The 24,367-nt window shown below is 35.3% G+C and carries 19 protein-coding genes; 13 read left to right on the forward strand and 6 right to left on the reverse strand.

The genetic code is table 11. The annotated features are described in order from the left end of the window. Positions 1 to 15 precede the first annotated feature (15 nt). The 13 genes from EG346_RS12195 to EG346_RS12255 all read left to right on the forward strand — a co-directional run bounded on the left by EG346_RS12195 (position 16) and on the right by EG346_RS12255 (position 19,400). Positions 16 to 1,821: a DUF262 domain-containing protein gene (locus EG346_RS12195; protein WP_123878923.1), complete on the forward strand. Its 1,806-nt coding sequence runs from the start codon at positions 16 to 18 to the stop codon at positions 1,819 to 1,821. Next, positions 1,818 to 4,238: a GmrSD restriction endonuclease domain-containing protein gene (locus EG346_RS12200; protein ID WP_123878925.1), complete on the forward strand. Its 2,421-nt coding sequence runs from the start codon at positions 1,818 to 1,820 to the stop codon at positions 4,236 to 4,238. The genes EG346_RS12195 and EG346_RS12200 overlap by 4 nt, the downstream gene beginning before the upstream one ends. Continuing rightward, positions 4,238 to 7,291 (forward strand): type I restriction endonuclease subunit R, encoded by a 3,054-nt coding sequence (locus tag EG346_RS12205; RefSeq protein WP_123878927.1) that lies wholly within the window; start codon positions 4,238 to 4,240, stop codon positions 7,289 to 7,291. Before EG346_RS12200 ends, EG346_RS12205 begins: the two co-directional genes overlap by 1 nt. After that, entirely contained in the window at positions 7,291 to 7,986 is a 696-nt protein-coding gene (locus EG346_RS12210; RefSeq protein ID WP_123878929.1) for a M48 family metallopeptidase, read from the forward strand. The genes EG346_RS12205 and EG346_RS12210 overlap by 1 nt, the downstream gene beginning before the upstream one ends. Positions 7,987 to 8,014: 28 nt before the next feature. Further along, positions 8,015 to 8,785 carry a LytR/AlgR family response regulator transcription factor gene (locus EG346_RS12215; RefSeq protein WP_164466120.1) on the forward strand — a complete coding sequence of 257 codons (771 nt, stop codon included), beginning with the start codon at positions 8,015 to 8,017 and terminating at the stop codon, positions 8,783 to 8,785. A gap of 169 nt (positions 8,786 to 8,954) precedes the next feature. Next, entirely contained in the window at positions 8,955 to 9,164 is a 210-nt protein-coding gene (locus EG346_RS12220) for a hypothetical protein (RefSeq protein ID WP_123878933.1), read from the forward strand. A 758-nt stretch (positions 9,165 to 9,922) separates the two neighbouring features. Then, positions 9,923 to 11,032, forward strand: coding sequence for a heparan-alpha-glucosaminide N-acetyltransferase domain-containing protein (locus EG346_RS12225; RefSeq protein WP_123878935.1), 1,110 nt, complete (start codon positions 9,923 to 9,925; stop codon positions 11,030 to 11,032). Positions 11,033 to 11,178: 146 nt separating this feature from the next. Further along, entirely contained in the window at positions 11,179 to 11,511 is a 333-nt protein-coding gene (locus EG346_RS12230) for a hypothetical protein (protein ID WP_123878937.1), read from the forward strand. 314 nt (positions 11,512 to 11,825) lie between these two features. Continuing rightward, on the forward strand, positions 11,826 to 14,546 hold the full coding sequence (locus EG346_RS12235) for a TonB-dependent receptor plug domain-containing protein (protein ID WP_228425850.1): 2,721 nt from the start codon (positions 11,826 to 11,828) through the stop codon (positions 14,544 to 14,546). Positions 14,547 to 14,570: 24 nt separating this feature from the next. Further along, positions 14,571 to 15,920 carry a DUF4876 domain-containing protein gene (locus tag EG346_RS12240; protein WP_123878939.1) on the forward strand — a complete coding sequence of 450 codons (1,350 nt, stop codon included), beginning with the start codon at positions 14,571 to 14,573 and terminating at the stop codon, positions 15,918 to 15,920. Then, entirely contained in the window at positions 15,910 to 17,502 is a 1,593-nt protein-coding gene (locus EG346_RS12245; protein ID WP_123878941.1) for a DUF6850 family outer membrane beta-barrel protein, read from the forward strand. The genes EG346_RS12240 and EG346_RS12245 overlap by 11 nt, the downstream gene beginning before the upstream one ends. A gap of 8 nt (positions 17,503 to 17,510) precedes the next feature. Further along, positions 17,511 to 18,653, forward strand: coding sequence for a cytochrome-c peroxidase (locus tag EG346_RS12250; RefSeq protein WP_123878943.1), 1,143 nt, complete (start codon positions 17,511 to 17,513; stop codon positions 18,651 to 18,653). A 228-nt stretch (positions 18,654 to 18,881) separates the two neighbouring features. After that, positions 18,882 to 19,400 carry a thioredoxin family protein gene (locus EG346_RS12255; RefSeq protein WP_123878945.1) on the forward strand — a complete coding sequence of 173 codons (519 nt, stop codon included), beginning with the start codon at positions 18,882 to 18,884 and terminating at the stop codon, positions 19,398 to 19,400. A 93-nt stretch (positions 19,401 to 19,493) separates the two neighbouring features. On the opposite strand, the gene EG346_RS12260 is transcribed toward EG346_RS12255, so the two are convergent. The 6 genes from EG346_RS12260 to EG346_RS12280 all read right to left on the reverse strand — a co-directional run bounded on the left by EG346_RS12260 (position 19,494) and on the right by EG346_RS12280 (position 24,130). Then, on the reverse strand, positions 19,494 to 20,966 hold the full coding sequence (locus EG346_RS12260; RefSeq protein WP_073336145.1) for a thiol-activated cytolysin family protein: 1,473 nt from the start codon (positions 20,964 to 20,966) through the stop codon (positions 19,494 to 19,496). A gap of 2 nt (positions 20,967 to 20,968) precedes the next feature. Then, positions 20,969 to 22,039, reverse strand: a complete 1,071-nt coding sequence (locus tag EG346_RS12265; protein WP_073336147.1) for a thiol-activated cytolysin family protein — start codon at positions 22,037 to 22,039, stop codon at positions 20,969 to 20,971. 254 nt (positions 22,040 to 22,293) lie between these two features. Then, complete coding sequence (locus EG346_RS12270; protein ID WP_123878947.1) at positions 22,294 to 22,893, reverse strand: DUF5376 family protein; 600 nt, start codon at positions 22,891 to 22,893, stop codon at positions 22,294 to 22,296. A gap of 224 nt (positions 22,894 to 23,117) precedes the next feature. Beyond that, positions 23,118 to 23,513 (reverse strand): DUF7674 family protein, encoded by a 396-nt coding sequence (locus tag EG346_RS12275; protein WP_073336152.1) that lies wholly within the window; start codon positions 23,511 to 23,513, stop codon positions 23,118 to 23,120. A gap of 48 nt (positions 23,514 to 23,561) precedes the next feature. Further along, the gene (locus EG346_RS25355) at positions 23,562 to 23,693 is read right to left on the reverse strand and encodes a hypothetical protein (RefSeq protein ID WP_262484544.1); all 132 of its coding nucleotides are present in this window, start codon (positions 23,691 to 23,693) and stop codon (positions 23,562 to 23,564) included. Positions 23,694 to 23,773: 80 nt separating this feature from the next. Then, entirely contained in the window at positions 23,774 to 24,130 is a 357-nt protein-coding gene (locus EG346_RS12280) for a DUF7674 family protein (RefSeq protein WP_073336154.1), read from the reverse strand. Positions 24,131 to 24,367 lie beyond the last annotated feature (237 nt).

A 24,367-nucleotide genomic window follows, 5' to 3' on the forward strand; every position in this document is an offset into this window, starting at 1 on the left:
AACTGAAACGAAAGAATGAATAATTTTATATTTTCCGTTAGTGAAATCTTTTCTCTGTGTCTTGAAGACCACAAAGTGAAAGGTTATTATATTGGTCCTTATCAGCGTGGTTATAAATGGAAATCTGAGACCATTCACGGACAAGTACCTGTTTTACTTTGTGATTTGTATGATGCTTTTATCAAAAGTAATACTAAGGCGGAAATTAGCGAATATTATCTGCAATATATCACTGTAAAAAGAGTAGAGCATAGCAGCGGTTTTTATTTTGAAGTAATTGATGGTCAGCAAAGGCTTACAACAATTACACTGCTATTTTGTGTTTTGAACTGGTATTATAGTCAGATGAATATTGCAAAGCCAAAAGACAATTATCTATTAAGTTATTCACGTTATGAGTTTAATGATGTAAATATATTTGATGAAATATTTCAATTAAGCAACACTGAAAATTTTTCTATTGAGACAGTAAGAGAACAAGATAAGTTTTATATGTTGCACGCAGTACATTGCATAAAGAGTTTTTTTGATATACTGAAGGAAAACAACACAGAAGCTTTCCAACCATTCATATCATTTATTGCAGATAATGTAAAAATTATATTAAATAAAGAAAATGAATTTACATCCGCAGAAGAGGTTTTTTCAAGTTTAAATGCCAACAAAGTTCCACTAACTGATACCTATCTTATCAAGGGCTTGTTACTTACAAAGGCATCTAGAGATGGTGGTAATAAACATTTCAAAGAGATTATGGACCAACGTAGTCTAATGGCTAAAAACTGGGACGAAATGCAAAGCTGGTTCGCTAGAAAAGAGGTTGGTAAATATTTCTTCGGAAATGATAAAGCAGGTATGGATACAGCATTAACATTTATCAAGCATAAAGAAACCGATAAAATATCTGATGTATTAAAAATGTTTAAAGACCAATTGGTTGTGGTGAATAAGAATAATGCAGGACAATATGAACTTTTTAATCAATTTCACGAGCACACCATAACTGCGACTGATGCCTTACATTATCTAAGCGAAATCAAACATTTCTACTTAAGACTTAGAAATTGGTATGAAGACAATTCTTTGTATAATCTAATTGGATATTGCCTTACAACGGGATTAAAACTTTCATCGTTTTTGTATTTGAATAATACGGATGCATTGAGTATTCTAAAAAAACATTTGAATAAGCAATTGGGTGAGATAGAAAATGTACAAAAATTAGAATATCCAGATAAAAGGATAAAAAATATTTTACTTGCAATTAGTGTCTTTCCCGAAAATAGTGAGAATAAAAAAGACTCAAATTATAGATTTGACTTCTACTCGTATGCGTCTGAAGGGTGGACTTTGGAACATATATTTCCGCAGAATCCTGGCAATAATACAATTGATTATAATGATGATATTGATTGGCTGCTTAGTATGTGTAGGAAAAACGGAAAGGAGAATATCGCAAAAAAAATAGAAGCAGGGCAAGAGATTTCAGGTGACGAAATATCTTTTATCTACGACAATTTTCCAGACGTGCATATTCTAGGTAATATGGCATTGCTTTCTGGACGAGTAAATGCTGCATTGAGCAACGGATTGTTTAATACGAAAAGAAAGATTTTGTTAAATAAAATAAATAGAGGCAGTTTTGTTCCAAAACATACTGTTGATGTCTTTTCAAAAATGTTAGAGTTAAAAAAAGATGAGAATGGTAACGAAATTCAGTTTGATAAAGATTTAATATTATGGTCTCAAAATGACGCCAGCTTTCATTCTCAGTGGATACAAGCAAGACTAATTCAATTGAAAAAAAATGCATTAGTATGAAAACAGGCCGCTATAGTTTAAAGGAGTTGCTTACTCATAATGAAATTGAGCAAATAATTATACCTGAAATCCAAAGAGACTATGTTTGGGAAGAGGATAACGTGACCAAGCTGTTAGATGATATTATCTTAAAGTTTAATCAAAAGCAAAACCATAGTCTTGAAATAAAAATTAATGGTATAGTTGAGAAAAATGTTTCTGTTAATCAATTTTTAACAAAAGAATACGAGCGGTTAAAGCACCATCAGAAATTAGGATTTATTTATGCGTACCACGATAAAGAATATGCTGGAAAATTCTTTTTAATAGACGGTCAACAAAGGCTTACAACTTTATTTCTCTTGCTTTTAAATCTATACTGTGATATTCCGGAAAAAAAAGAAACATTTAGAACCTTATACTATAATAATTCAATATTAAAGCTTGATTACAAAGTTAGAGAACAGTCGCACGATTTTTTAAAGTTATTTGTAAATGAAGTAATAATAGGAAATGATTATCGGAACTCAGAAAAATTTTACAGTACAGAATATCTAAAAGATGCAACCATTGTAAGCTTAATCAGAAACTATGAAGTTATTTCACATTACTTGCATAACAATAGCAAAAAAGATGAGTTATTAGAATACATTGAAGATTTTATAGAAGTTAATTATTTTGACACCCATTTAAGTGAACAAGGTGAACAATTATACATCTATATGAATAGCAGGGGTGAACAACTGTCTTTTCAAGAAATTGTAAGAGCCGAAATGATGAAAAAGATTGGTTCGGCAGAAGGAAAAATAGAATTGGGAAAAGCGTGGGAGAGCTGGCAAAATTATTTCTGGATACATCGTGGTGAAAATGAAAATGCAGATTTAGGTTTTGAAGAATTTTTAAAATGGACTGTTATTGTACACATATCAGCAAATGATAACGTAGAAATTGAAAATTTTACAGACAAAGAAAAAGATTATAAAAGCAAAGAGCTAAAAGAGCAATTTGTAAGACAATTCTCAGATACCTCAAAACAAAAAAATGCAATAATTAATTACTTAAGCTCTTATGTTGACGCTGATTTTTTAAGTCAGTTATTTCAGGTCGTATCTTTTGTTTTTAGCATAAAATCTAAATATATACCACTAAAAAAAGAATGGTTGGCTACGAAATCAAAAGTGATAGATTATGTTACATTGCTTCCTGTATTGAACTATTGCTTGAAAAATAATTTCTATAACGATATTGCTCACATTCAACAAATTGAAAGGATGGCGATGTTTTTGAAAAATATTACTTATTTCGAAGCTATAGCAAAAAATCCAGACACGTTTGTTATTGACCTTATAGTTGTTACTAATCAACTTTATGGAGATAGTTCTGATGTGACTGGAATTTTGGAATTAATGGATGTAAGTACTTCAATTAGAACCGATAATGAAATAGAAAAGTTAAGATTATTAAAGAATTCACTAGTCGAAGAACGAATTCGTTGGGAACATTTTTTTTGGGACATTACACTTGAAGATAAGATTTGTGAATTTTTAATGGGAGAAAGTTCTGTATTGTTAAAATGTATTGATATTGACGCTACAACGTCTGTTGAAGAAAAAATTCAGTTACTTGAACAATATAAAATAATTATTAAACAAGTAATTTTCAATAAAAAAGATAGCAATAAATTAAGACGATTCTTATTATCTTTTTATGACTTTAGTCTTTCTTCTGGTACTGGAAACGGTATTGATAAGTATTCATTAATTGGTGTGGGGAATGGTTGGGATGTTCTGAGAGAATGGCGTGAAGTATTTAAAAGTGTAGATTTCATCAATGTTCTTAATTGGATACATTCTGAAAAAGAATTAGATTTAGATGTGCTTTTCCTTCAAGCTATCCCTGTAAATCAAACCCAAGATTATAGAGAAGCACTTATAAATTATCCAGCTTTACTGAAATACTGCGCAAATAACAAATTTCTCTATCAGAATGAAGAGAGGGTTGTGTTGCTAAAACAGACAAATTATGGTGTGCAGGCATCAAAAGAAATTCAATGTGCCTTATTAGAAGCTTCTTATCCAAACAAACATATATGGATTGCTGATAACAATTGTTCTGTTCTTGATTTCACCTTTGATTCAGTGTTAAAACAAATCATTTTCAATAAACCGTTAGAAGGAGAATTCGCTTTAGATTTTGTTTATAATCCTAGTTTAAAGTCTTGGACGTTTTCACTTTTTAAGAGAGCAAGTGAAATTTCTGAAGACTTTGGTCATTCACAAGAAAATTGGATAGTAAAAAATAATAGATTGACATTAGATAAAGAAGTAATTTATAGTTACGATAATAAATTGTCTATGATAGATAATAATAACAAAATGATAGAGGTAATAGATGATGTTGTTTTCCAATCACTTAATTTAATAAAAGTAATAGCATAATGATTAACCCCATAGAACGCATAACCCAAAACCGCATTATCCAGCTCTTTAAAAAAGAATTGGGTTACACCTACTATGGCAATTGGGAAAAGAGAGAACACAACAGCAATGTAGAAGAAGAAATTCTAAAACAAAATTTGATGAAACGTGGCTATTCAGAAACTTTGGCAGACAAAGCCGTAAAAGAAGTGTATGATATGGCAACTACAAATTCCGGTAATTTGTACCACCGCAACAAAGCGATGTATTCGTTATTACGCTATGGTGTAAAAGCTAGACCAGATTTGGGTGAGCAATTCGATACCATTTTCCCGATTGATTGGCAAGATTTTGATAAAAATGAATTTGGTATTGCGGAAGAAGTAACGCTAACGAAAGGTGAAAATAACCGCCGTCCGGATGTGGTGTTGTACATCAATGGGATTGCCATTGGTGTATTGGAATTGAAAAGAGGAACGACTGATATTTCGGAAAGCATCAATCAATCGATTTCCAACCAAAAAGTATTGTTTAACGAATGGTTTTATACCACGGTGCAGTTGCTGATGGCGGGAAACAATACGCAGGGTTTGAAATATGGAACGATAGAAACGCAGTCAAAATATTACTTGTCGTGGAAAGAAGATGAAATAGATAATGAAGGTTACAAATTAGATAAGTATCTAAAAAAATTATGTAATAAAGAGCGAATTCTTGATATCATTTACAACGGCGTAGTGTTCGATGCAGGTGTAAAGAAATTGCCTCGTCCGCACCAGTATTTTGCTTTGAAAGAAGCACAGGAATTTGTGCGTAAAAAAGAAGGCGGTATTATTTGGCATACACAAGGCTCCGGAAAGTCATTAATGATGGTAATGCTTGGCAAATGGATTTTGGAGAATGTTGCCAATTCACGAATTGTCATCTTAACTGACCGAACAGAATTAGATGACCAGATAGAAAGGGTCTTTAAAGATGTGGGTGAAACCGACGTAGCTAAAACAAGGTCAGGAAAAGAATTGATGCAGTTTTTAACTTCATCAAGACCGAGATTGGTTTGTTCGCTCATTCATAAATTCGGTAATAAAACAGAGACCGATTTTGACGCTTTCATCAAAGAATTGCAGAACAATCCTGTGCAAACGCAAGGGGAGATTTTTGTTTTTATAGATGAATGTCACCGTACTCAAAGTGGTAAATTAAATCAGGTAATGAAAGCTGTTTTACACAATGCAGTGTTTATTGGATTTACCGGAACACCTTTATTAAAGGAGGATAAAAAAACAACGATGGATGTATTTGGTAGATACATTCATACCTATAAATTTAATGAAGCAGTTGAAGATGGTGTCGTAAAAGACTTAATGTATGAGGGTCGTTCCATAGAACAGAATCTGACTTCGCAAACAAAAGTTGACCAATGGTTTGAAGCTAAAACAGCTGGCTTAAATGATTTCCAAAAGAACGAACTGAAGAAGAAATGGGGCACAATGCAAAATGTGCTCAGTTCTAAAAGCAGGATGGAGAAGATTGTTGCAGATGTTGTTGGTGACTTTTCCGTGAAACCACGCTTAAGGTCACAAAATGGAAATGCTATATTGGTTGCTTCCAGCATCTATGAAGCGGCGAAATATTACAATCTGTTTCTGAATACAGAACTGAAAAATAAATGTGCCATCATCACTTCCTACAATCCAAATGCAAGCGATGTCTCTTTGGAAGATACAGGTGCAGACAATGAAACCGACAAAGAATTTATCTTTAAAACCTACACCGATTTACTAAAAGAAGTAAGCGTAAAAGGTAATAAATCGAAAACAGAAACTTACGAAGCTGATGCCAAAGAAAGTTTCCGTAAAGAACCTGCAAGAATGAAATTGCTGATTGTTGTTTCTAAATTGTTGACAGGTTTTGATGCGCCACCTTGCACCTATATTTACATTGACAAAAGAATGCAGGATCACACGTTGTTTCAAGCGATTTGCAGGGTGAACAGATTAGATACAGATGATAAAGATTTTGGCTATATCATTGATTATATGGAGTTGTTTGGCAATGTAACAGACGCCATTAATGTTTACACTTCTGAATTAGACAGCGAAGGTTTTACAAAAGAAGAAGTTGGCATTCAATTGAAAGACCGTTTGAAAATAGCCAAAGACCGCCTATTTACAGCATTGGAAACTGTGGAAAGCATTTGTGAAAATGTGGCTTCACCAAAAAATGATTTGGCATACATTCATTATTTCTGTGGAAATACAGAAAATCCCGAAGATTTAAAAGCAACAGAATATAAAAGAATGGCACTCTACAAAGCGATTGTAGAATACATTCGAGCTTATGCTAACGTGAAAGCAGATTTTATCGCGGCAGAATTTACCGATGCTGAAATCAAAAGATTTAATGACAAGTTAGACGAATATTTGAATCTACGTGAAATCATCCGTATTGCGTCCGGAGAAACGATTGATTTGAAGGCTTACGAAGCAGATATGCGGTTCTTGATTGATACTTACATTAAAGCGGATGAATCTGAAGTAATTTCTCCTTTTGAAAATATTTCTCTGTTGGATTTATTGGAAACCAATATGGATAAAGCCATTGATAGTTTGCCGAAAGAAATCAAAGGAAATCAAGAAGCCGTAGCCGAGGTTATTGAAAATAATGTTCGTAGTAAAATTGTTGAAGAGCATTTGCTCGACCCAAAGTATTTCGACCATATGTCAGTTTTATTGCAGGAATTAATAGAGCGTAGAAAAAAGGAAACCATCAGCTACCGAGATTATTTGAAAGAAATGGCAGACGTAATTCGTCAGGTAAATCAAGGTAAGAAAGATGGTGTTCCAAAATCTCTGAATACGAAAGGAAAAGTTGCATTGTATCATACTTTAGATGGTGATGAGAATTTGGCTTTAGTTCTTGAAGAAAAGGTACAATACGCAAAGCAAGAAGGTTTCCGAGAAAACTTAGCTAAGCAGAAGCTCGTTAAAAAAGCTATTTTCGATGTCCTTGACGATGTAAGTAAAGTGGAAGAAATCTATAAAATAATTGATGCCCATAAAGACGAATATTAATGGCAATTGAGGTTTTACATATTGGTCCGGTGGAAATAGAGGTTACATTTAAAGCAATTAAGAATTTGCATTTAAGTGTACATCCGCCCTATGGAAGAGTAACTATTGCTTCCCCGGATTATTATGATTTGGAGAAAGTGAAAATTTATGCTGCCACAAAATTAAGTTGGATTAAAAGAGAACAAAAAAAAATTAGAAGTCAGGAACGGGAAGAACCCAAGTTGATGATTACTCGAGAAAGTCATCAATTTCTCGGACAACGTTATTTGCTGAAGGTTATTGATGCTCATCGACCTAAATTGGTTTTAAAACATAATACAATTGAGCTCTATTCATTACCAGAAGCTTCTTTGGAGCAAAAACAAAAAACGCTTTATAATTGGTATAAGAAAGAATTAGAAGGAAAAATAGGAAACTTGATTTTTGATTATTCCAAAATAATGAATATCACAGACCTTAATTTTGGCATCAGAAAAATGAAAACCAAATGGGGAAGCTGCAATATTGAAAAGGGAATGCTCTGGTTCAATATCGAACTTGCGAAAAAACCAATTGATTGTATAGAATATATTGTGGTACATGAACTTGTACACTTGATGGAAAGAAATCATAATAAAAACTTCATTATTTTGATGGATAAGTTTTTACCAAATTGGAGATTGCAGAAGAAGATTTTGAATGAGTTGCCATTGTAATTATTTATTTTCTATATTATTTTTAATTATGCCCCACACCTACCGACTCGCTCTCCTAGAAGACAACCCCAGACAGCTGGAAAAGATTGAGGCCTACCTGATCAAAATTCCAAATGTCGAAATTGTGCTCAAAAGCAGAAGTTCTAATGATTTTTTTGAACAATTAAAGACTATACAGCCTGATATTCTGGTTGCTGATTTAGATTTGGGAAATGACAGCATGACAGGAATGGAAGTGGCTCAGGATATTAAAATACCTGTATTTTTTGCCAGCGTCAATACTTCTGAATATGTTGAAGATATAGAAGATTTGAAACGTGATGCCGAAATCTGTGTCGATCATATTACCAAACCGTTCAGCGAGGATCAGTTTGAAAAAAGTTTTAAACGGTTCCTTCAGGAGGTAACCTATTTCAGTCCGCCACAATATGTTTATTTGGATTTTGAGAAAACTAAGAAAAATCGTATTCGTATAGATGATATCGTTTATCTCTGTGCAGATAAAAAAGAAGGTTCAGATTCTAATAATAAGCAGATTCATTTCATCAACAGAAGCCCTGCTATCCTTATTGATTTTTCATTTACAAAAATGGAAGAGAAAGGATTGCTTACATCTCAGTTTGTCACCATTCATAAAGCGTTCAGAGTAAATAAAAAATATTTAAAACATTATCATTCCAAAACTTCCACTGTGGAGATTCACATATTTGATGTGACAGATAAGACAAAATGTCATCAGCTTCCAGTGTCAGAAAATAATCAACCTGTCATAAGAAAGATGCTGCGTCATCCGCTTTGATTCCTCAGAAAAACGATTTTGTTCCTGCGCTTCCGTTCTTGTTTCCGGAAGCGTATTTTTTTTGTTTTTCGGATGTTGATTTGATGATTGATGTATGTCGACAAATTAAAAATGCGGTATCCGAAAAGCATACAGAGTAGGAATTTTAAAAAAAAACCAATTAAAAAAAATGAGTAATTCAAAATCTGATTTAGACAACTTTTCAAATCAATTAAATCCAAACAATGATGCTTATTGGCAATCAAGAGGTCATGATGAAAGGCCAGATGATTGGGATGAAGATGATTCAAGTTCTAGCAATTCTAATTATGATGATTCGGACGATTATTTGGATGATGATACCTATGAACCTTTCGGAGATTCGGGTGATTATGATTGATAAAGTTCTGACGTGTTTTTTTAACACGTCTTTTTTATTTAAAATTGTGGTAACTTTCAAGTGCAAATCGAAATTGAAACCATCCAAAAAAAATGCAAATTTCTACTGAAGCCTATGTTGAACTTCTCGTATGTCAAGAAATCAATCAAACTGCAGGATTACTGACACGTTAGCAAGTTTAACTTTGCTTTTTGCTTCGAGTAAGCCTGACAAAATGGAAGTATTTAAAAACTGATTATCAGTGTTTTAAATAGAAATAAATAGAGTAATAAATGCTAAAAAAGTTAATGTTCGGTATGTATTTCCACAAATAGTACTAGTAAATCAGTCCCTTATTTGTACCATAAAATCATAACTTGTTGATATTCATATATCGTTATTTTTGAAGAAGTGAAATAAGTACATTGTAAGTACCATAATACTTACATTTGATTATACAACCGCCGCAAACATGGTTTGCGGCGGTTTTTTTGTTTCCAAAGCCTGCATGTTTAAAACATACGTGTAGATATAGGTTTTTATAGTTGATATGACATAAAGTGTAAGGATCGTTAGGGAATTTTTAATCTGCATCAGAATAATTTATTAATGAACTCAATTATTATTTACTTTTAATAGGTATATTTGTTTTTATTTAGAATAAATAAATATTAATATTGAAAAAACTTAATTTTGTGTTTCTGCAAAATGGTCATCGGAACCTCTCAATCAATTATTCTCGATTTGATTTGCAGACTTGTTAAAAACTAAAAAAAACTATGGAACAGAAAAGTAAAAGGATCGCAGCCCTGGATCTTATCAAGGGAATGAGTGTCATCGGAATGATTATTATACACACCATGCTCATTTATGCGAATGTAAAATCACAATCAGAATCGGCTGTTGGCAGTTTTATTGTCTTTTTGGGCAGAGGAACGGCAATTTTTATGATCTGCATGGGGATCACCTTTATGACTTCTACCCATCAAAGTCTTAAAAGCTCTGTTAAACGGGGAATTTTACTTCTCTTAGCCGCTTTTTTCATGAATTTCATGAAGTTTATTGTTCCCGCGGTTTTGGGGTTTGCTCCCGATAATTTTATTCAGAAATATGGATGGCATGGTCCTATCGAACAACAATACATGTACCTCGTCATGTTGGGAGACATCTTGCAGTTAGCGGGAATTTCTTTACTATTTGTAGGCTTTATCCGGGAATATGTAAAAAACAAATATGGTATTCTGGCTATAGCATTATTGATAGCCTTAGTTTCCAGAGAAGTGAGCGGAATTCATGTAGATTATCCCGTCTTTAATTATATCTCAGATCTTTTTTTCAGTAATGATTATCCTGCCTACATTTATTTTCCTGTCTTTCCGTGGATGTCTTTTATTATCATCGGGATGTTTTTTGGAAAGTGGTATCTGGAGCTCAATTACAACAGCAAACAATTATTTAGGAATATGTTATATGTGGGGATTTTGTTTGTAGCGCTTGGTGCCCCGTTAGTATTTTTATATGGCGACTATCATTACAATGGTTTTTACCACATGGGACCGGGCGGTGTTATCTATTTTGCAGGATGGACCTTGATTTTTCTGTGGGCTATTTTCAGAATAACCACAAAAATGAAAGAAAATAAATTCACCAGCCTTTTAAAATACTGCAGTAGAAACCTAACGTCGATGTATATGATACAGTGGATATTAATTTCCTGGGGAAAAGGAATCTTTGGATACAGACAACATGGAATTGCATTTGTATTAATGCTTATACTATTATACTTGATTCTAACATTTACAGTTCAGGCATTATTGGATATCTTAAAGAAGAAAAAGTCAATAACTCTCCCTCAAAGTATTTCAGCAGATGAAACTGTCCTTAAGTGATGTATTAGCAAAGAAATCAGATATAGAAAACGATGGTTACTGTCTTTTTTGAATTTGATTGAATTATTTTCATTAATCTTTTTTTGGTCATACAGGTTTGGCTTGCTTTATGTTATATTTATTAGATTAATTTAAAAAAATACAACATGAAAAAGAAGGTATTAGCCTTAGTAGCGTTTGGTTTATTTTCAGCAGCTGTTAATGCTCAGGAAACAGTAAAGCAAGAAGCAAAAAATGTGGGCACTGCGATCCAAAAAGGCGCGAAAGCAACAGAAAAAGGTGTTAAAGATGGGGCAGAATGGGTGGGTGACAAAGCTCAAAAAGGAGCAAAAGCTACAAAAAAAGGGGTGAAAAAAAGCACAAAATGGGTTGGTAAAACAGCAACCAAAGGTGCGAAAAGTGTTAAAAAGACCGCTGTAAAAGGAGCAGATGCAGTTGCAGATGGCTATAAAGAGGTAAAGGCAGATTTAAAAAAATAATTTTTCCGGAAAATATAAGAAAACGACTTCTACAATAGGAGTCGTTTTTTTTATAATATTTGAGCTCAGACTCCATTAAAACATTTCCTTATTACATTATTGGTTTTCTCAATTGTTAAAGAATTAATACTTCATACTTAAGTTATAAAAGAGCATTAAAAGTCTATTGTTGACTTTAATGCTTTTTTATTCTTCATATGGGGAATTGTGTGTTTAATTTAATTTGTTTTAACAAAAAATAACTAAAATAAATCTAGTAATCTTTTTTTTATTTAGAATAATTATAATTAATTTTGCCATTTAAATAGTATAGGGTGAAAGTATCGTTATTAGTTGGTGCCGTTTTTTTAACGGCAGGTGGATTTCTATCTGCTCAGAAAGTAGAATTTTTCCATAATGGGCAGCTTAAAAAAGGTGAACTTGTCAATGGGGGAATGACAAATTGTAAAGAGTTACTTGGTAAAGATAACGCTATGATTCTTAAAGGGAAATGCCAGATTACCTTCCTGAATGCCAATAATAAAGAGGAAACCATTATCGTGAAAGAGGGAGAACAGTTAAAAATTCAGATCCTTTCACCCAAAAGCTCATCCCGGGAAAAATCAGAGATAAGAATTGAAGGAGTACAACTTACTGCCAAAAAGAAGCAGTTCTCGGAAATTTTAATTCAGCAGGAAGCCCTTCAGAATCTGCAGTCTTTTTCTATCGGAGATGTTTTACAACAATTACCGGGTCAATATGTACAGCAGTTTGACAATACTCAGTTTAAAAATATTGTGTTCAGAACAGCCAGTGGATCTTCTGTTACAGGAACAGGAAGTATTCCAGGAGGAGATGATTTTGGGAACAGAGCATTTGGAGTACAGTTGATGGTCAATGATATTGCTTTATCCAACAACGAGAATATGCAGAGTTATAATTCTGCCAACAGCAGTCCCTTTGGAATAAGCTTTAATACCAATACAAATAATGGTAATTTAACACCTGGACAACCCAATTATGGCGTTGACTTAAGGGAAATTCCTACAGAAAATATTGAAAGTATAGAAGTAATTCAAGGGGTACCGGATGCTAAATACGGAGATCTGACCTCCGGTCTTATTAAAGTCAATACAATAGCAAAAGCTTCTCCTCTGCGACTTGATTCATCTTTAAGGGAAGGAACGTATCAGATTGGTCTTACCAAAGGTTTCGGGCTCAATAGGAATAATGCGATTAACGTTTCTGTAGACTATATGAATTCACTTTCTGACCCACGGACAAGCCTGGTAGGGTATGATAGAACCAACTTTAATCTTCTTTGGTCTTCAAAGGGAAAGAATGGATTCACTAACAAACTTTCTGCTTCATTCTCTACCAATACCAGTAAGGGAAAGGATGATCCCGATGATCTTAGCGGAATCATCATCAATGTAGATAATAAAAGCTTTTCAGTAGGGAATAATATCTCTTATAATTTTGCCCGCAATGAAAGAAAACCATTTTTCAGGACAGTAAGTGCCGATATTGGAGTGAGCTACGCAACACAAATTACAGAACGAAGATATTGGTTGAACCAGGGTGCCCGTCCTTATGGAAATTCGTCGGGGAATTCAGTGTATTATGCTCCTTATACTCCGCCCAGCTATGAAAATCAGGCTTTTGCAGACGGGAAGCCACTTAATATTTACACCAATTTCAGTATCAACGGAAGTAAACTGACTGCTTCAAAATGGCTTCATACCTATAGTTTCGGAGTTAATTTCAGATATGGTGATAATTTTGGAAAGGGAAGATATGGAACTGCCGGGCAATTTACCACGCTAAAAGCTTCAGGACAGAGTTCAGACGGTATGAGGGATTATAACTATCGTGATAACGTATTTTCAAGCAAACAGTATGCTTTTTATATTCAGGATAATATCACCAAAGCTTTTGCCAACAAACATATTTTAAGAGCCAATTTGGGATTGCGTTATGACCTTCAGAATTCTTATTCCACTTACTCTCCAAGAGTCAATACTTCTTATCAGATGGGAAACTTATCAGTAAGAGGAGGGCTGGGACTAACCTCTAAAGCGCCTTCACTTAATCAGCTGTATACCGCACCAAGATATTTTGACTTCTTATTAGGAGATTATCGTTTACCAGGTTACTATTCAGCGGCTATTATGCAGACGGTTGTAACTCCGGGAGATAATTCTGATCTGAAACCTTCACGCAGCTGGAAAACAGAAATAGGAGTGGACTACAGATTCCCTTTTGGAACCTTTAACCTGACGGGGTATTACAATAAGTTATTTGACGGATTTACAACCATGAGCGTTTTGAAGACGATGAATAGGGCTAAAGTAGATGTCACTATCATAGGAACGCAAGTCCCTACTTTTGAAATAGTGGGAACGGAAAAATTTAATTACCTCCAGAACCGGATCGTTAACGGCTATGAATCTGTAGATAAAGGATTGGAACTTATGGCGAATTTCAAAAAAATAGAAGCCCTTAATCTTGTCATTGGTTTCAATGCCAGTTATGTAGAAACCTCAGGCCGGAAAGATGACGGAATTTATACATTCAAAGCTCCTGAAATCACAGATAAGAATTTCGAATACGGAATTTATAATGATACCAGAAATAAAAGCACCATGGCCAGAGCGAGTTTCAGTTTTGACTATCACCTTGCTAAAGCAGGACTGATTATAGGACTTAGAACAGATCACTTCCTTTCAGACAGAAAACTGACAGGGGCCAATGATATTTATCCGGTAGGGTATATTAAATACGGTGGCGAGATAGAAATGATTCCGGAAAATGACAGAACAAATCCTTTATATCAGAACTTATTCCTTAAGCCTTCTGATGAAAAACTGTCAGGTTTATATAACAAAACCCTGCATAACGTTCATTTACGCGTGACGAAAGATTTCTTAAGCGGTTTCAGACTTTCGGTCTATGTAAGTAATGTATTCAATTTAAAAGCTTACGACGAAAAAGGCTATGTATATTCCAACTTTACTTCCACTTCGTTTGGGGCTAATATTTCATATAAATTTTAATAATAATACTAAAAAATAACAATAATGAAACGATCAATACTATTGCTGGTCATGCCCATTCTTATCCTTGCAGGATGCAGCAGAGATGATGACTTCGGCGGAAATAACGAGATTAAACCAGTTCCGTTTACAGTAAATATTAAATATGATGCTTCTAAATATCCTTCCGTTGCAGACAAAGGGGTAGCCAATGTTACCATTACGATGGAAAACGCCGCTACAGGGGATAAAGTTACAGGAAAAACAGATGCTAACGGAGATTTGAAACTGAATGCTGTGCTGCCGGGAACTTATACGGTTCAGGCTGAGTTACAGTTGAAAAAAAATGAATATGAACAGCAGCTTGGAGAAAGTACCAGTTATGAGATTGTACATTTCGGAGGTTTTCAGGAAAAAGTAGCTGTCAATGCCAATATCTCTTCTGCACTGGTAAGAATTTCAAGTGGGAATCTGGGAGATCTTGTTATTAAACAATATTATTATGCAGGTTCAGACACGAAACTGGGGGCCAATTTCAGAGATCAGTTTATTGAAATTCACAACAACTCAGATCAGACGATCTATGCTGACGGCTTGTATCTGGTGTTTCTGGAAGGAAATGTGAACAATAACGTCGCCAATTATACTTTACCCAACGGTCAGTACAACTGGAGCCAGACGGCTGGTGGAGGAACAGCCGCCAATACAGATTATGTATATTCCAATATTTTGATTAAAGTTCCCGGAAATGGCAGCCAATATCCTATTTTACCGGGAAGAAGTATTGTGGTAGCCCAAACCGCTCTTAATCATAAAGTCCCTTTTAATGATATCAACGGTGCCGGAGTAGCCATACAGGATCCTTCCAAAACAGTCGACCTCAGCCAGGCAGATTTTGAAACCTATATGGGAGATTATAACTTAAGTAATGGTAAAAAGCCTTTCTTGTGGGATATTCAGAATATTATGGTTCCGGATATGCTGGTGAACTACTGGAGTATTGCTTCCAATGACCTGATCCTGAATGTTAATTCTATGCTAGGAGTAGGAATTCTGAGAGCTACAGATGCTGAGATTACAGGTTGGAAAAAAGTGGCAGCGCCCAAAGCCCCAGTCGGAACATTGTTTTTGCAAATTCCCAAAAAATATATCATCGATGGTGTAGACATTACCGATAAAGAACAGAAAGCTCCTAAAGACTTCCCATCGGATATCGATGCCTCAAGAACATTTATTGTTAATAATGCAGGATTGGCAGAAGGTACTTTTACAGGACTATCAATCATTCGTAAAACAAAAGAAATTATCAGTGGTCGTGTGGTATTGCAGGATACTAATAATTCTGCCAATGATTTTGTAACGATTAAAGCGAACCCTAGAGGATATGCACAATAACAGAAAGAAAACTGTAAAAGTTTTTCAATACAGGATGTTAGGATTGGCTGTTTTAGGCAGCCAGTTCTTCCATGCCCAGATTACGCATTTAGATAGTATTAATATAAGTTCTGTAGAAAAGAATATCAGGCTGAACGATCCTTATATTTCTTTTTTTCAGCCTCTGGATTTTTCGCAGACAACTTTTCAGTATTCTGTAACCAAACAGAATTTTAAAAGAGTTCAGACCGCTGAAAAGATCGGAAGCTTTACCTTTCAGTCCGAAGGAGTTTACAAACTGAATGATAAAATTGCTTTATCAGGAAAGCTGCAGGCAGATAAAACTACCGAAGAAAATGTTCCCTTTATTCTAAGTGATGAGAGAACGACCCATTCTTCCTTTATGTACAACCCTTCTTATTACTGGGTTCCACGTTCGGCAAGATGGCAGAAGCAAAGCTACTTTATCAATGGACAGTTTGCCTATAATCCTGTAAAACCGATTATTCTGCAAGTAGGAGGAGAAGGAAGATATGCCAAATCCTACAGGCAAAATGCCGATCCCAGACCAAAAATAGATGATTATACCTACAGAGCCTTTGCGAAATTAGGATTAAAATGGCATCAGCACTCTGTTTTTGGGAAATTGAGTTACATTAACCATTATAAGAATAATGATATTATTTTTGTGAATCAAGGGGGAAATATACCTGCCAATGACAGTATTTATATCCGCTATAACGAAGGCTATGGTAACCAGTATATCGGGAATACACAATATAAAACTTCCGAATATAAGATGGAAGGTTATATCTGGGGTGGAGAATATGCTTTCAATAATGGCAATACTCACTTTTCTGCCGGATATGATTATACCCATGTGATAGAACGCTTTTATAAGATCTATGAATACCAGGATGCCAGTTACGTATACCATAAAGATTATACAAAATACTCAGGGCTAAAGACTGATTTACACAGCTTCTACATTAATTTCCTAGGAAACTATAACGGAAAAAGATGGGCTTCGGCAATTACCTACAAAGATCAGCTTGATACCAATTATAATTATCCTTTAGAATATAGAACCTATCGTCTGGAGCAGCAGAATCTTTTGTGGAAGAATAGCTTGGTATGGTTCAATCACAGAAACGAAGCGTTTAAGGTGCTTTTCGATGCTGGATATGGAAAGAATCATGTAAAGGATGTATCTGTGGTAATGGATAGAAAGCTTTCTTTCTTTCAGTACCAACTTGGGCTGGAAAGAGAATTTGTTCTTATCCCTTCCCATAAACTGGCTGTAGGGATCACCCAAAATCTTTACCTGCCATTGGAGAAAGAATTCAACTACGCGCCTTATCAAAGCTCTAAAGATAATATCTTTGTAACCAAGATAGCAAAACCGGATTTTGCTTATGATGCTACCCCAAAAGTGGGTCTTAATCTTAAGGCAAGTTACCTTTTGGATAGCGGTAAAATCAGATATGAACTGTTTGGAAACTTTACTCAGATATGGATGATGAACAGCAATTATAAAAATGCAGCAGATTACAATGGAAAAGCCAATCAGATTGCTTCTGTAGGGCTGAATGTTTATTACTAAAAAAAGAAATGAAAGACAGATATCTCGCCTTTCTGGCGATTATTGGTGCCGTATGTTTATTAAGCTATACCTCTGGTGATCCTACCGGATATACCATCGAAGAATTACGTACATTATACAGCAGTGGGGATCAGTCCAAATGGCCGGAACCTCATTTATTTAATGAAGCTAAGAATGATTTTCAGGATATAGGCCCTTTGTCTGAAATGACCTATCCTAAAGACAATCCCTATTCCGAAGATAAAATGGAATTGGGGAAAGTATTGTTTTTTGATCCGAGGCTTTCCAAAAGTGGTCAGATCTCCTGTGCCAATTGCCACAATCCTGAAATCGGGTGGTCAGACGGAAGCAGGGTTTCCTTTGGTCATGACAGGCAGACAGGAACCAGAAACGCACCTACTTTGGTGAATATAGGATATGCAAAAACCCTCTTCTGGGATGGCCGTGCGGCAACACTGGAAGAGCAGGTGAAAGCACCTATTGAAAATCCTGTGGAAATGAATCTTCATATGTCAATGGCGGTAAAGAATATCCGGAAAATTAAAAATTATAAACCGCTCTTTGCAAAAGCTTTTGGAAATGGAGACGTGACAGAAGATAGAATTGCAAAAGCCATCGCAACTTTCGAACGTTCCGTGATAAGTCCGCCGTCTAAGTTTGATAAATTTGTTTCCGGGAAGAAAGATGCATTAACAGATGCTGAAGTGAACGGACTTCACCTGTTCAGAACTAAAGCAAACTGTATCAATTGCCATAATACCCCTTATTTCTCTGATCAGAAATTTCATAATCTTGGGCTCACCTATTACGGAAGAAAATATGAGGATCTCGGAAGATATGTGGTTACCAAAAAAAACGAAGATGTAGGAAAGTTTAAAACCCCTACACTGAGAGAAGTATCCGAAAACAAGCCTTATATGCATAACGGGCTTTTTCCTGAACTGGCCAATATTGTCATGATGTACAATGCCGGAATGGGCAGAGAAACCCCGAAAGGAGATCAGATCAATGATCCTAAGTTTCCCCATAAATCAGAGATGGTGGAAAAACTTCATTTGACGGATGAAGAAGTTTTTGATATTGTAGCATTTTTAAAAACCCTTAACAGCTATAAATACAAAATGCGTCCACCGGAATTACCCAAATCATAGCATTTCTAAAAAAGAAAACATCAGAAATTAATAATCATTTGAATTCTTTGTTCTAGGTTTTACGTTTTTTGCACAATTGCCGGAAGGAAAAACCAATGTTGGGAATTCTCATAGTCCCGGAGTTTTTGCAGATAGGGAACAGCCCCAATCAAATTCTGAATACAAAAACACCAGCCGTTTTTTACAGAAAAATACCTACATTCGTGTAACATTAAAGCAAAATTCAGAATGAAATACTCTAAAATTATTGTCATTGCTGCCCTGTTGCTGTTTCAGCTAAGCATAGCACAGGAAAAAGCAGATATAGAATTGAATAAAGCCCTTAAAGAAGCTAAAGCCCAGAAGAAAAATGTTTTGCTGGTATTCCATGCTTCATGGTGTGGCTGGTGCAAGCTGATGGAAAAAAATATGAACCTTCCTGAAACCAAACCTATTTTCGAGAATAAATTCGTTACCACCTACATCGATGTTCAGGAAAGAGGAGAAAAAAAGAAACTTGAAAACCCGGGCGGACAGGAACTGATGAATAAATACAAAGGAGAAAATGCCGGACTTCCTTTCTGGCTCATCCTAAATCCAAAAGGAGAGGTGCTTGCCGATTCTTTTGACAGTAAAGGAGATAACCTGGGATCACCAGCAACTCCCGAAGAAGTTTCCTCATTTCTGGCCAAGCTCGAAAAGAGTTCAAAAATGAATAAAGAAGAACTTCAGACTATTCAGAAAGTCTTTGTCAAAAAGGATAAATAAAAAGAAACTCCCCGGACACTATCCGGGGAGTTCTTGTTCAGATTAAACCAAAAATATTATATAATCTGATCGTGCATTTATAAAGTTTGTTTTTTAATCGATGACAAGGTAATTGTACTTATCACTTGGTGCTATGCTGTATTCCACATCCTCTGTGTAGATCGGTACAACCTCACACCCGAATCTTCCTCTTGGTACACAAGGCCCGTTTTCGCGGGACAGCACCTGATTGGGAATGCTCATATTAATATTCATTCCGGCATTTTGAAGAATAATAGGTTCATTGGTAGTGGTGTAAGTCCATGGTCCGTTCATACCGCCATTTTTTCTCCCTACTTTTGATATTTTGTTGATCACAAAGCGGATGCTTGGATGAGCAATCGTATTCGTCTGGCTTTTACTGGAATAGAAATACAGTTTTAGATCCACATTTCTGTTACGTCCGCTGGTTATATTTTCTTTCACAAGCTTTACATAAACCGGTGGATTTTTAATATCAAATTTAAATGTAGTCTTCACAGGAGAATTATCCTTTAAGTAAGAATACGTACAGAAAATCGGTACACCGGGCTGACTTTTAGAGAAAGTTCCCTTTGAAATGTGATTCACAAAAGCTTCATATCCTTTAAAAGATTGTGCAGCGGTAACGCCACTTCCGCCTATCAGGTAAAGATTAAAGTCAGCTCCGTTCAGGAAATTTTTTTCCTCCTGAGTCAGAAAGCTTTCTCCTTTTACAAACAATTTACTGAATGATTCATTAATGGTAGTTCTTGCCGTTTCTGCCAGCTCATTCGTTTCGATCGTTAAAACACCCATCCTTCCATAAGAAATAGAATTAACATATACAGGTTCCACACCGCCACTGTCAAAGTTGTTATCATTAACTAGTGATCCGGCTGGAATATCCATGTCCAGTGTGAAAGAGGTCTGGTAAAATTTCACGTAGAATCCTGTTCTCTTGGCAATCATCCCTTCTTCAATATTCGTTGAGGAAGAATTTTTACCAAATAAAGACCTTGTATTTACATTTGATCCGAAAGCTACTTTAAGCTCATCATAAGACGTAAACTGTTCCACACTGTAGCTCAGCGTGCCGTTCTGTGTAAAATCTGCAGACTGAATATAATCCTGTACCAGCTGTCTCGTTTTGGATAAAGAAGGCTGGTCTATGGTGAAGGCTGTCTTTTTGTTCAAAGCAGGAATAGACATAGAAACGGTAACAGGCTTTACAGAGGCTGAAATAGGCTTGAAATCCATATTCTGGATAGAGTTACCTTTCAACAGAGATCCCGGGAAAATATACATCTGAAGATGGGGAAGGACGATCGATTCTGAAGATTCAAATTCCTTCGTTTCCGTAAACTCTTCTGCATTACCACCTTTAGCGAGCATGCTTCTGTTTTTACCGGATAGAGCAGATGGATAAGTTCCGAATGAAGTAATATTTACGACCTGCTGGGGAGAGCGGGACATTTCCTGAGCTTCTGCAGAGGCCTCAAGCTCACTTGCACAACTTTGTAAGGCAGCTATAGAAATAGCTGCCATTAAATAGATTAATTTTTTCATGTTTATTTATCTACAGTAAACGTGGTGTAGTATACTGAATTGTCTCCTGCGTGAGCTGCAGTAAAGTTAATGGGAACCCCCGGAGCATTGGCTGTAAACTGACCTCCGTTCACAATAAAGTTGATAAAGCCTGTGTAGCCCTGTACCACTTGTACGGCATCAGAACCGATACCTCCCAGGATGTACACTTTAAGGTCAGATTCTTCAAGAATTTTTTTACTCTGAACATCAATGCTGATCGATCCGTTGACCATTTTAGCATTTAATGCCGCTTTTAAAGCAAACGCTGTTTCGTTATACGAATAGTCAGATTCCAGAGAGATGATTCCCAGTCTTCCGTAAGTGATAGAATTGATGTAAACCGGATTTTTAGAAGCCGCCAGATTAAGGTCAGATTCATTTTTGAAGATATTGCCGTTATCCGGAAGATCCATATCAATCGTGAAATTCTTCTGGGTAAACTTGGCAAAGATCCCTGTATTTCTTTTCACCTTATTATTACTTCCGCTGATATCAATGCTGAAAATACTTCCGATATTCACGTTAGCTCCAAATGCAATCTTAAGTTCGCTGTAATACGAGAACTGCTTGATGTTGTAGTCAAAAGCAAGAGACTGCTGACCACTGAAATTAGCACTTTGCATCGCTTTGAAGATCGAAGATCTCATGCTCGAAAGTGTAGGCTTTTCAATCGTATCTACAATAAAATCAGAAGGGAAAGAATAAGAAACCGTGATCGGCTTTACAGGATAAGAAATAGGAGTATACGAAAGATTGTCCAGGGTAGTGGAATTATAAACCCCGCCAATAAACGTTTTGTTCGGTGATGTTACCACCATCTGGTCGCTGTTTAAAGTTACTGTAGTCGTTTTGGAAGCCACTTGCTTTCCTCCTACAGATACTTCATCATAATTTAAATATTTTGAAGGTACGCTTACGACAGGATTGATTCCTTTCGAAGCTTTTGCTCCTTCTAAAACAGTTGTTGTTTCTTCGTTGATATCCTGACGGCAGGAGATGGAAGAAATAGTCGCTACAACCAATAGCGCAATAGGTACAATGATTCTTTTCATAAATTAATTTGAGACCCTAAAAGTATACTTTTTACACATTGTAGTGAAATATATAATGATTAAATCTTTGTTAACCATTATTAATAAAAGATTAATTTAATATAACTTATTGATTGTAATTATTATAGTTCTCTTGTTAGTGATAAAAATCATATAAAAACTCCCCAAACACTTAGTTAGGGGAGGCTGTTCTCAGATCAAGTAAATGTATGAAAGGATATTTCTAGGACCTGAGTACACATCGTCAAAATTTGTTATAAGTTTTTGTAGTGATAATCAATGTTAGACCAAAGAATATCATCTCCGTTTGCGGTCATTTCTGATGGACTGCTGAAAACATTATTCCCGAAAATATCCTGGTAACCGGTTATTCCGAAAACAGCTTTCTGGGAAATGGTCAGAGCACTGTTAGGGTCTCTTGGCATCTTTTTAATGTAGCGAAACGATCTTTTTAGCGTGAAAGAAGATTCACTTCTGCTAAAAATCCCTGCAAAAGTCTGCTCATTATTTTCACTGATAAATACAGAATCTTTTTCAATCTTCACGGCATACGTGACATCTGAAGATGTTCCGGAGATCAATTGTAAAGAATTGTTTTTCAGATCTAAACTTATTTTCTTCCATGCCGGTTGCTGATAAGTACTCCAATAGGTGTTCAGATAAGATTCTGAAGGATCAATCTTTTGACCTGACGGACCTTTATAGACTGAGATACTTTGTACAGTATAATTTTTATATTCAAAAGTGTACACCTGCTTTTCTGCAGGCATTATATTTTCAGTTACTGCATCATCATTTCCACTGCATGAGATCATCGGTAACGCCGCAAGAATAAGGAGCGAAAAGTATTTCATCGGATAATTTTTGCAAAAGTATCTATTTTGCACCACATGGTGAAATATAATTTAATAAAATATTAGTGATGCATAGTAAAGAATATGAAGATTCATTTTTATGCTATGAAGTAATTAAAGATTGAGAAGCTGTATTGTTGAAAATGAATACTTTGACGTTTAGAAAATAAAAAACTCCCCAGACAAAAATGCCTGAAGAGCCTATTTACAAATTAAATTATTTCTTACTTACCGAAAAAGATCTCGTCCTGTTTCTGTTGCTCATTATAAATAAGCTGAAAATTATCAGGCATGTTCTGATAAAGAAGCTTCCATTGCTGGATTTTAGAATGCTTTTTAAAGCTCTCCAATGATCTTACAAACAGATTTTCGATCACGGTTCTTACGTAAGAATCGCCGTTTCTGTAGATCCAGTCCATCAGTTTGATGTGATGGGCTACAATATAGATTTTCGATTCCTGCAGCATATCCTTTAAATAGTTGATCGTAGCCTGGATAATGCCGGCAAAGTTTTCCTGCACAGATAACTGTGTGATTTCCTTTCGGAGTGGTGGATAGAAAAATTTTAAGTATTCAACGGCTATTTTTTTATTAATAGCTTGCATTTGTACTTTCATCATAACTAATATTTTTCAGTATTTATCTTGCAGCGAAATGTGTACCAAAATTTACAGCATGGCCGCAAAAATAAAAACACCGATAATCACAGCGATGTGAGTAAGCAATACCTCTGTATTGTGCCTGTTGGTCGTGGTTTTCCATGTTTTCCAGTCGGATATTCTTCTTATTTTTGATTTCATAACCTATTGATTTTTAGTAGTTTTAATTTTTAAGCAAAATTTGTTTTTGTAACGAAACAGATGAAAAATGTAATAAAACTTTAAATGCCATGATTGTAAATCTGTCTCGAGTAGGTCTGTTGCAAGTCCTTTGAAATGTGACTAAAGATCACTTTCCGGTATTCGCCACTGCAAAAAGCAGTAAAATTGTCCAGTGAATAGATGAAAATTCCCTCCACAGCATTTTTTAAAGCCAGATCTCCATTGGTGTAAATTTTGTCCATCTTGTGGAGACTTTTAAATAATACATTTCTGTCATTCTGTCGGATCATCCCTTTGATCCGTTCAGTGAAAGTTCGGATCACACTGTAAGAATTCTGGGGAGTAGTAGTTGTAAGTTCATTTTCAAAGTCGGGAATCACTTCTGCAATTTCCCGGACGGCTTCTGAATAGTTCATATAATTAATGATTTTGTTCTAAAAGTTTAATGATTGTTCCAAAGACTAAAACAGTCAGAAAAGCCATGAGAATCAGGTGATAAGGTTTTAGCCACTTTGGAGTCGCCGGTCCTCTGCTTTTTAATCTTCTTAACTTGTCTATGCGGTTTAAAGTCTTCAAGTCCATTGTGTAGGTTTTGAAGATGATGAAGCGAATGGCGTTCCTTTGAGAATTTAATTTTATTAATTATCAGTATA

Source organism: Chryseobacterium carnipullorum, assembly GCF_003815695.1.
Lineage (GTDB): Bacteria > Bacteroidota > Bacteroidia > Flavobacteriales > Weeksellaceae > Chryseobacterium > Chryseobacterium carnipullorum.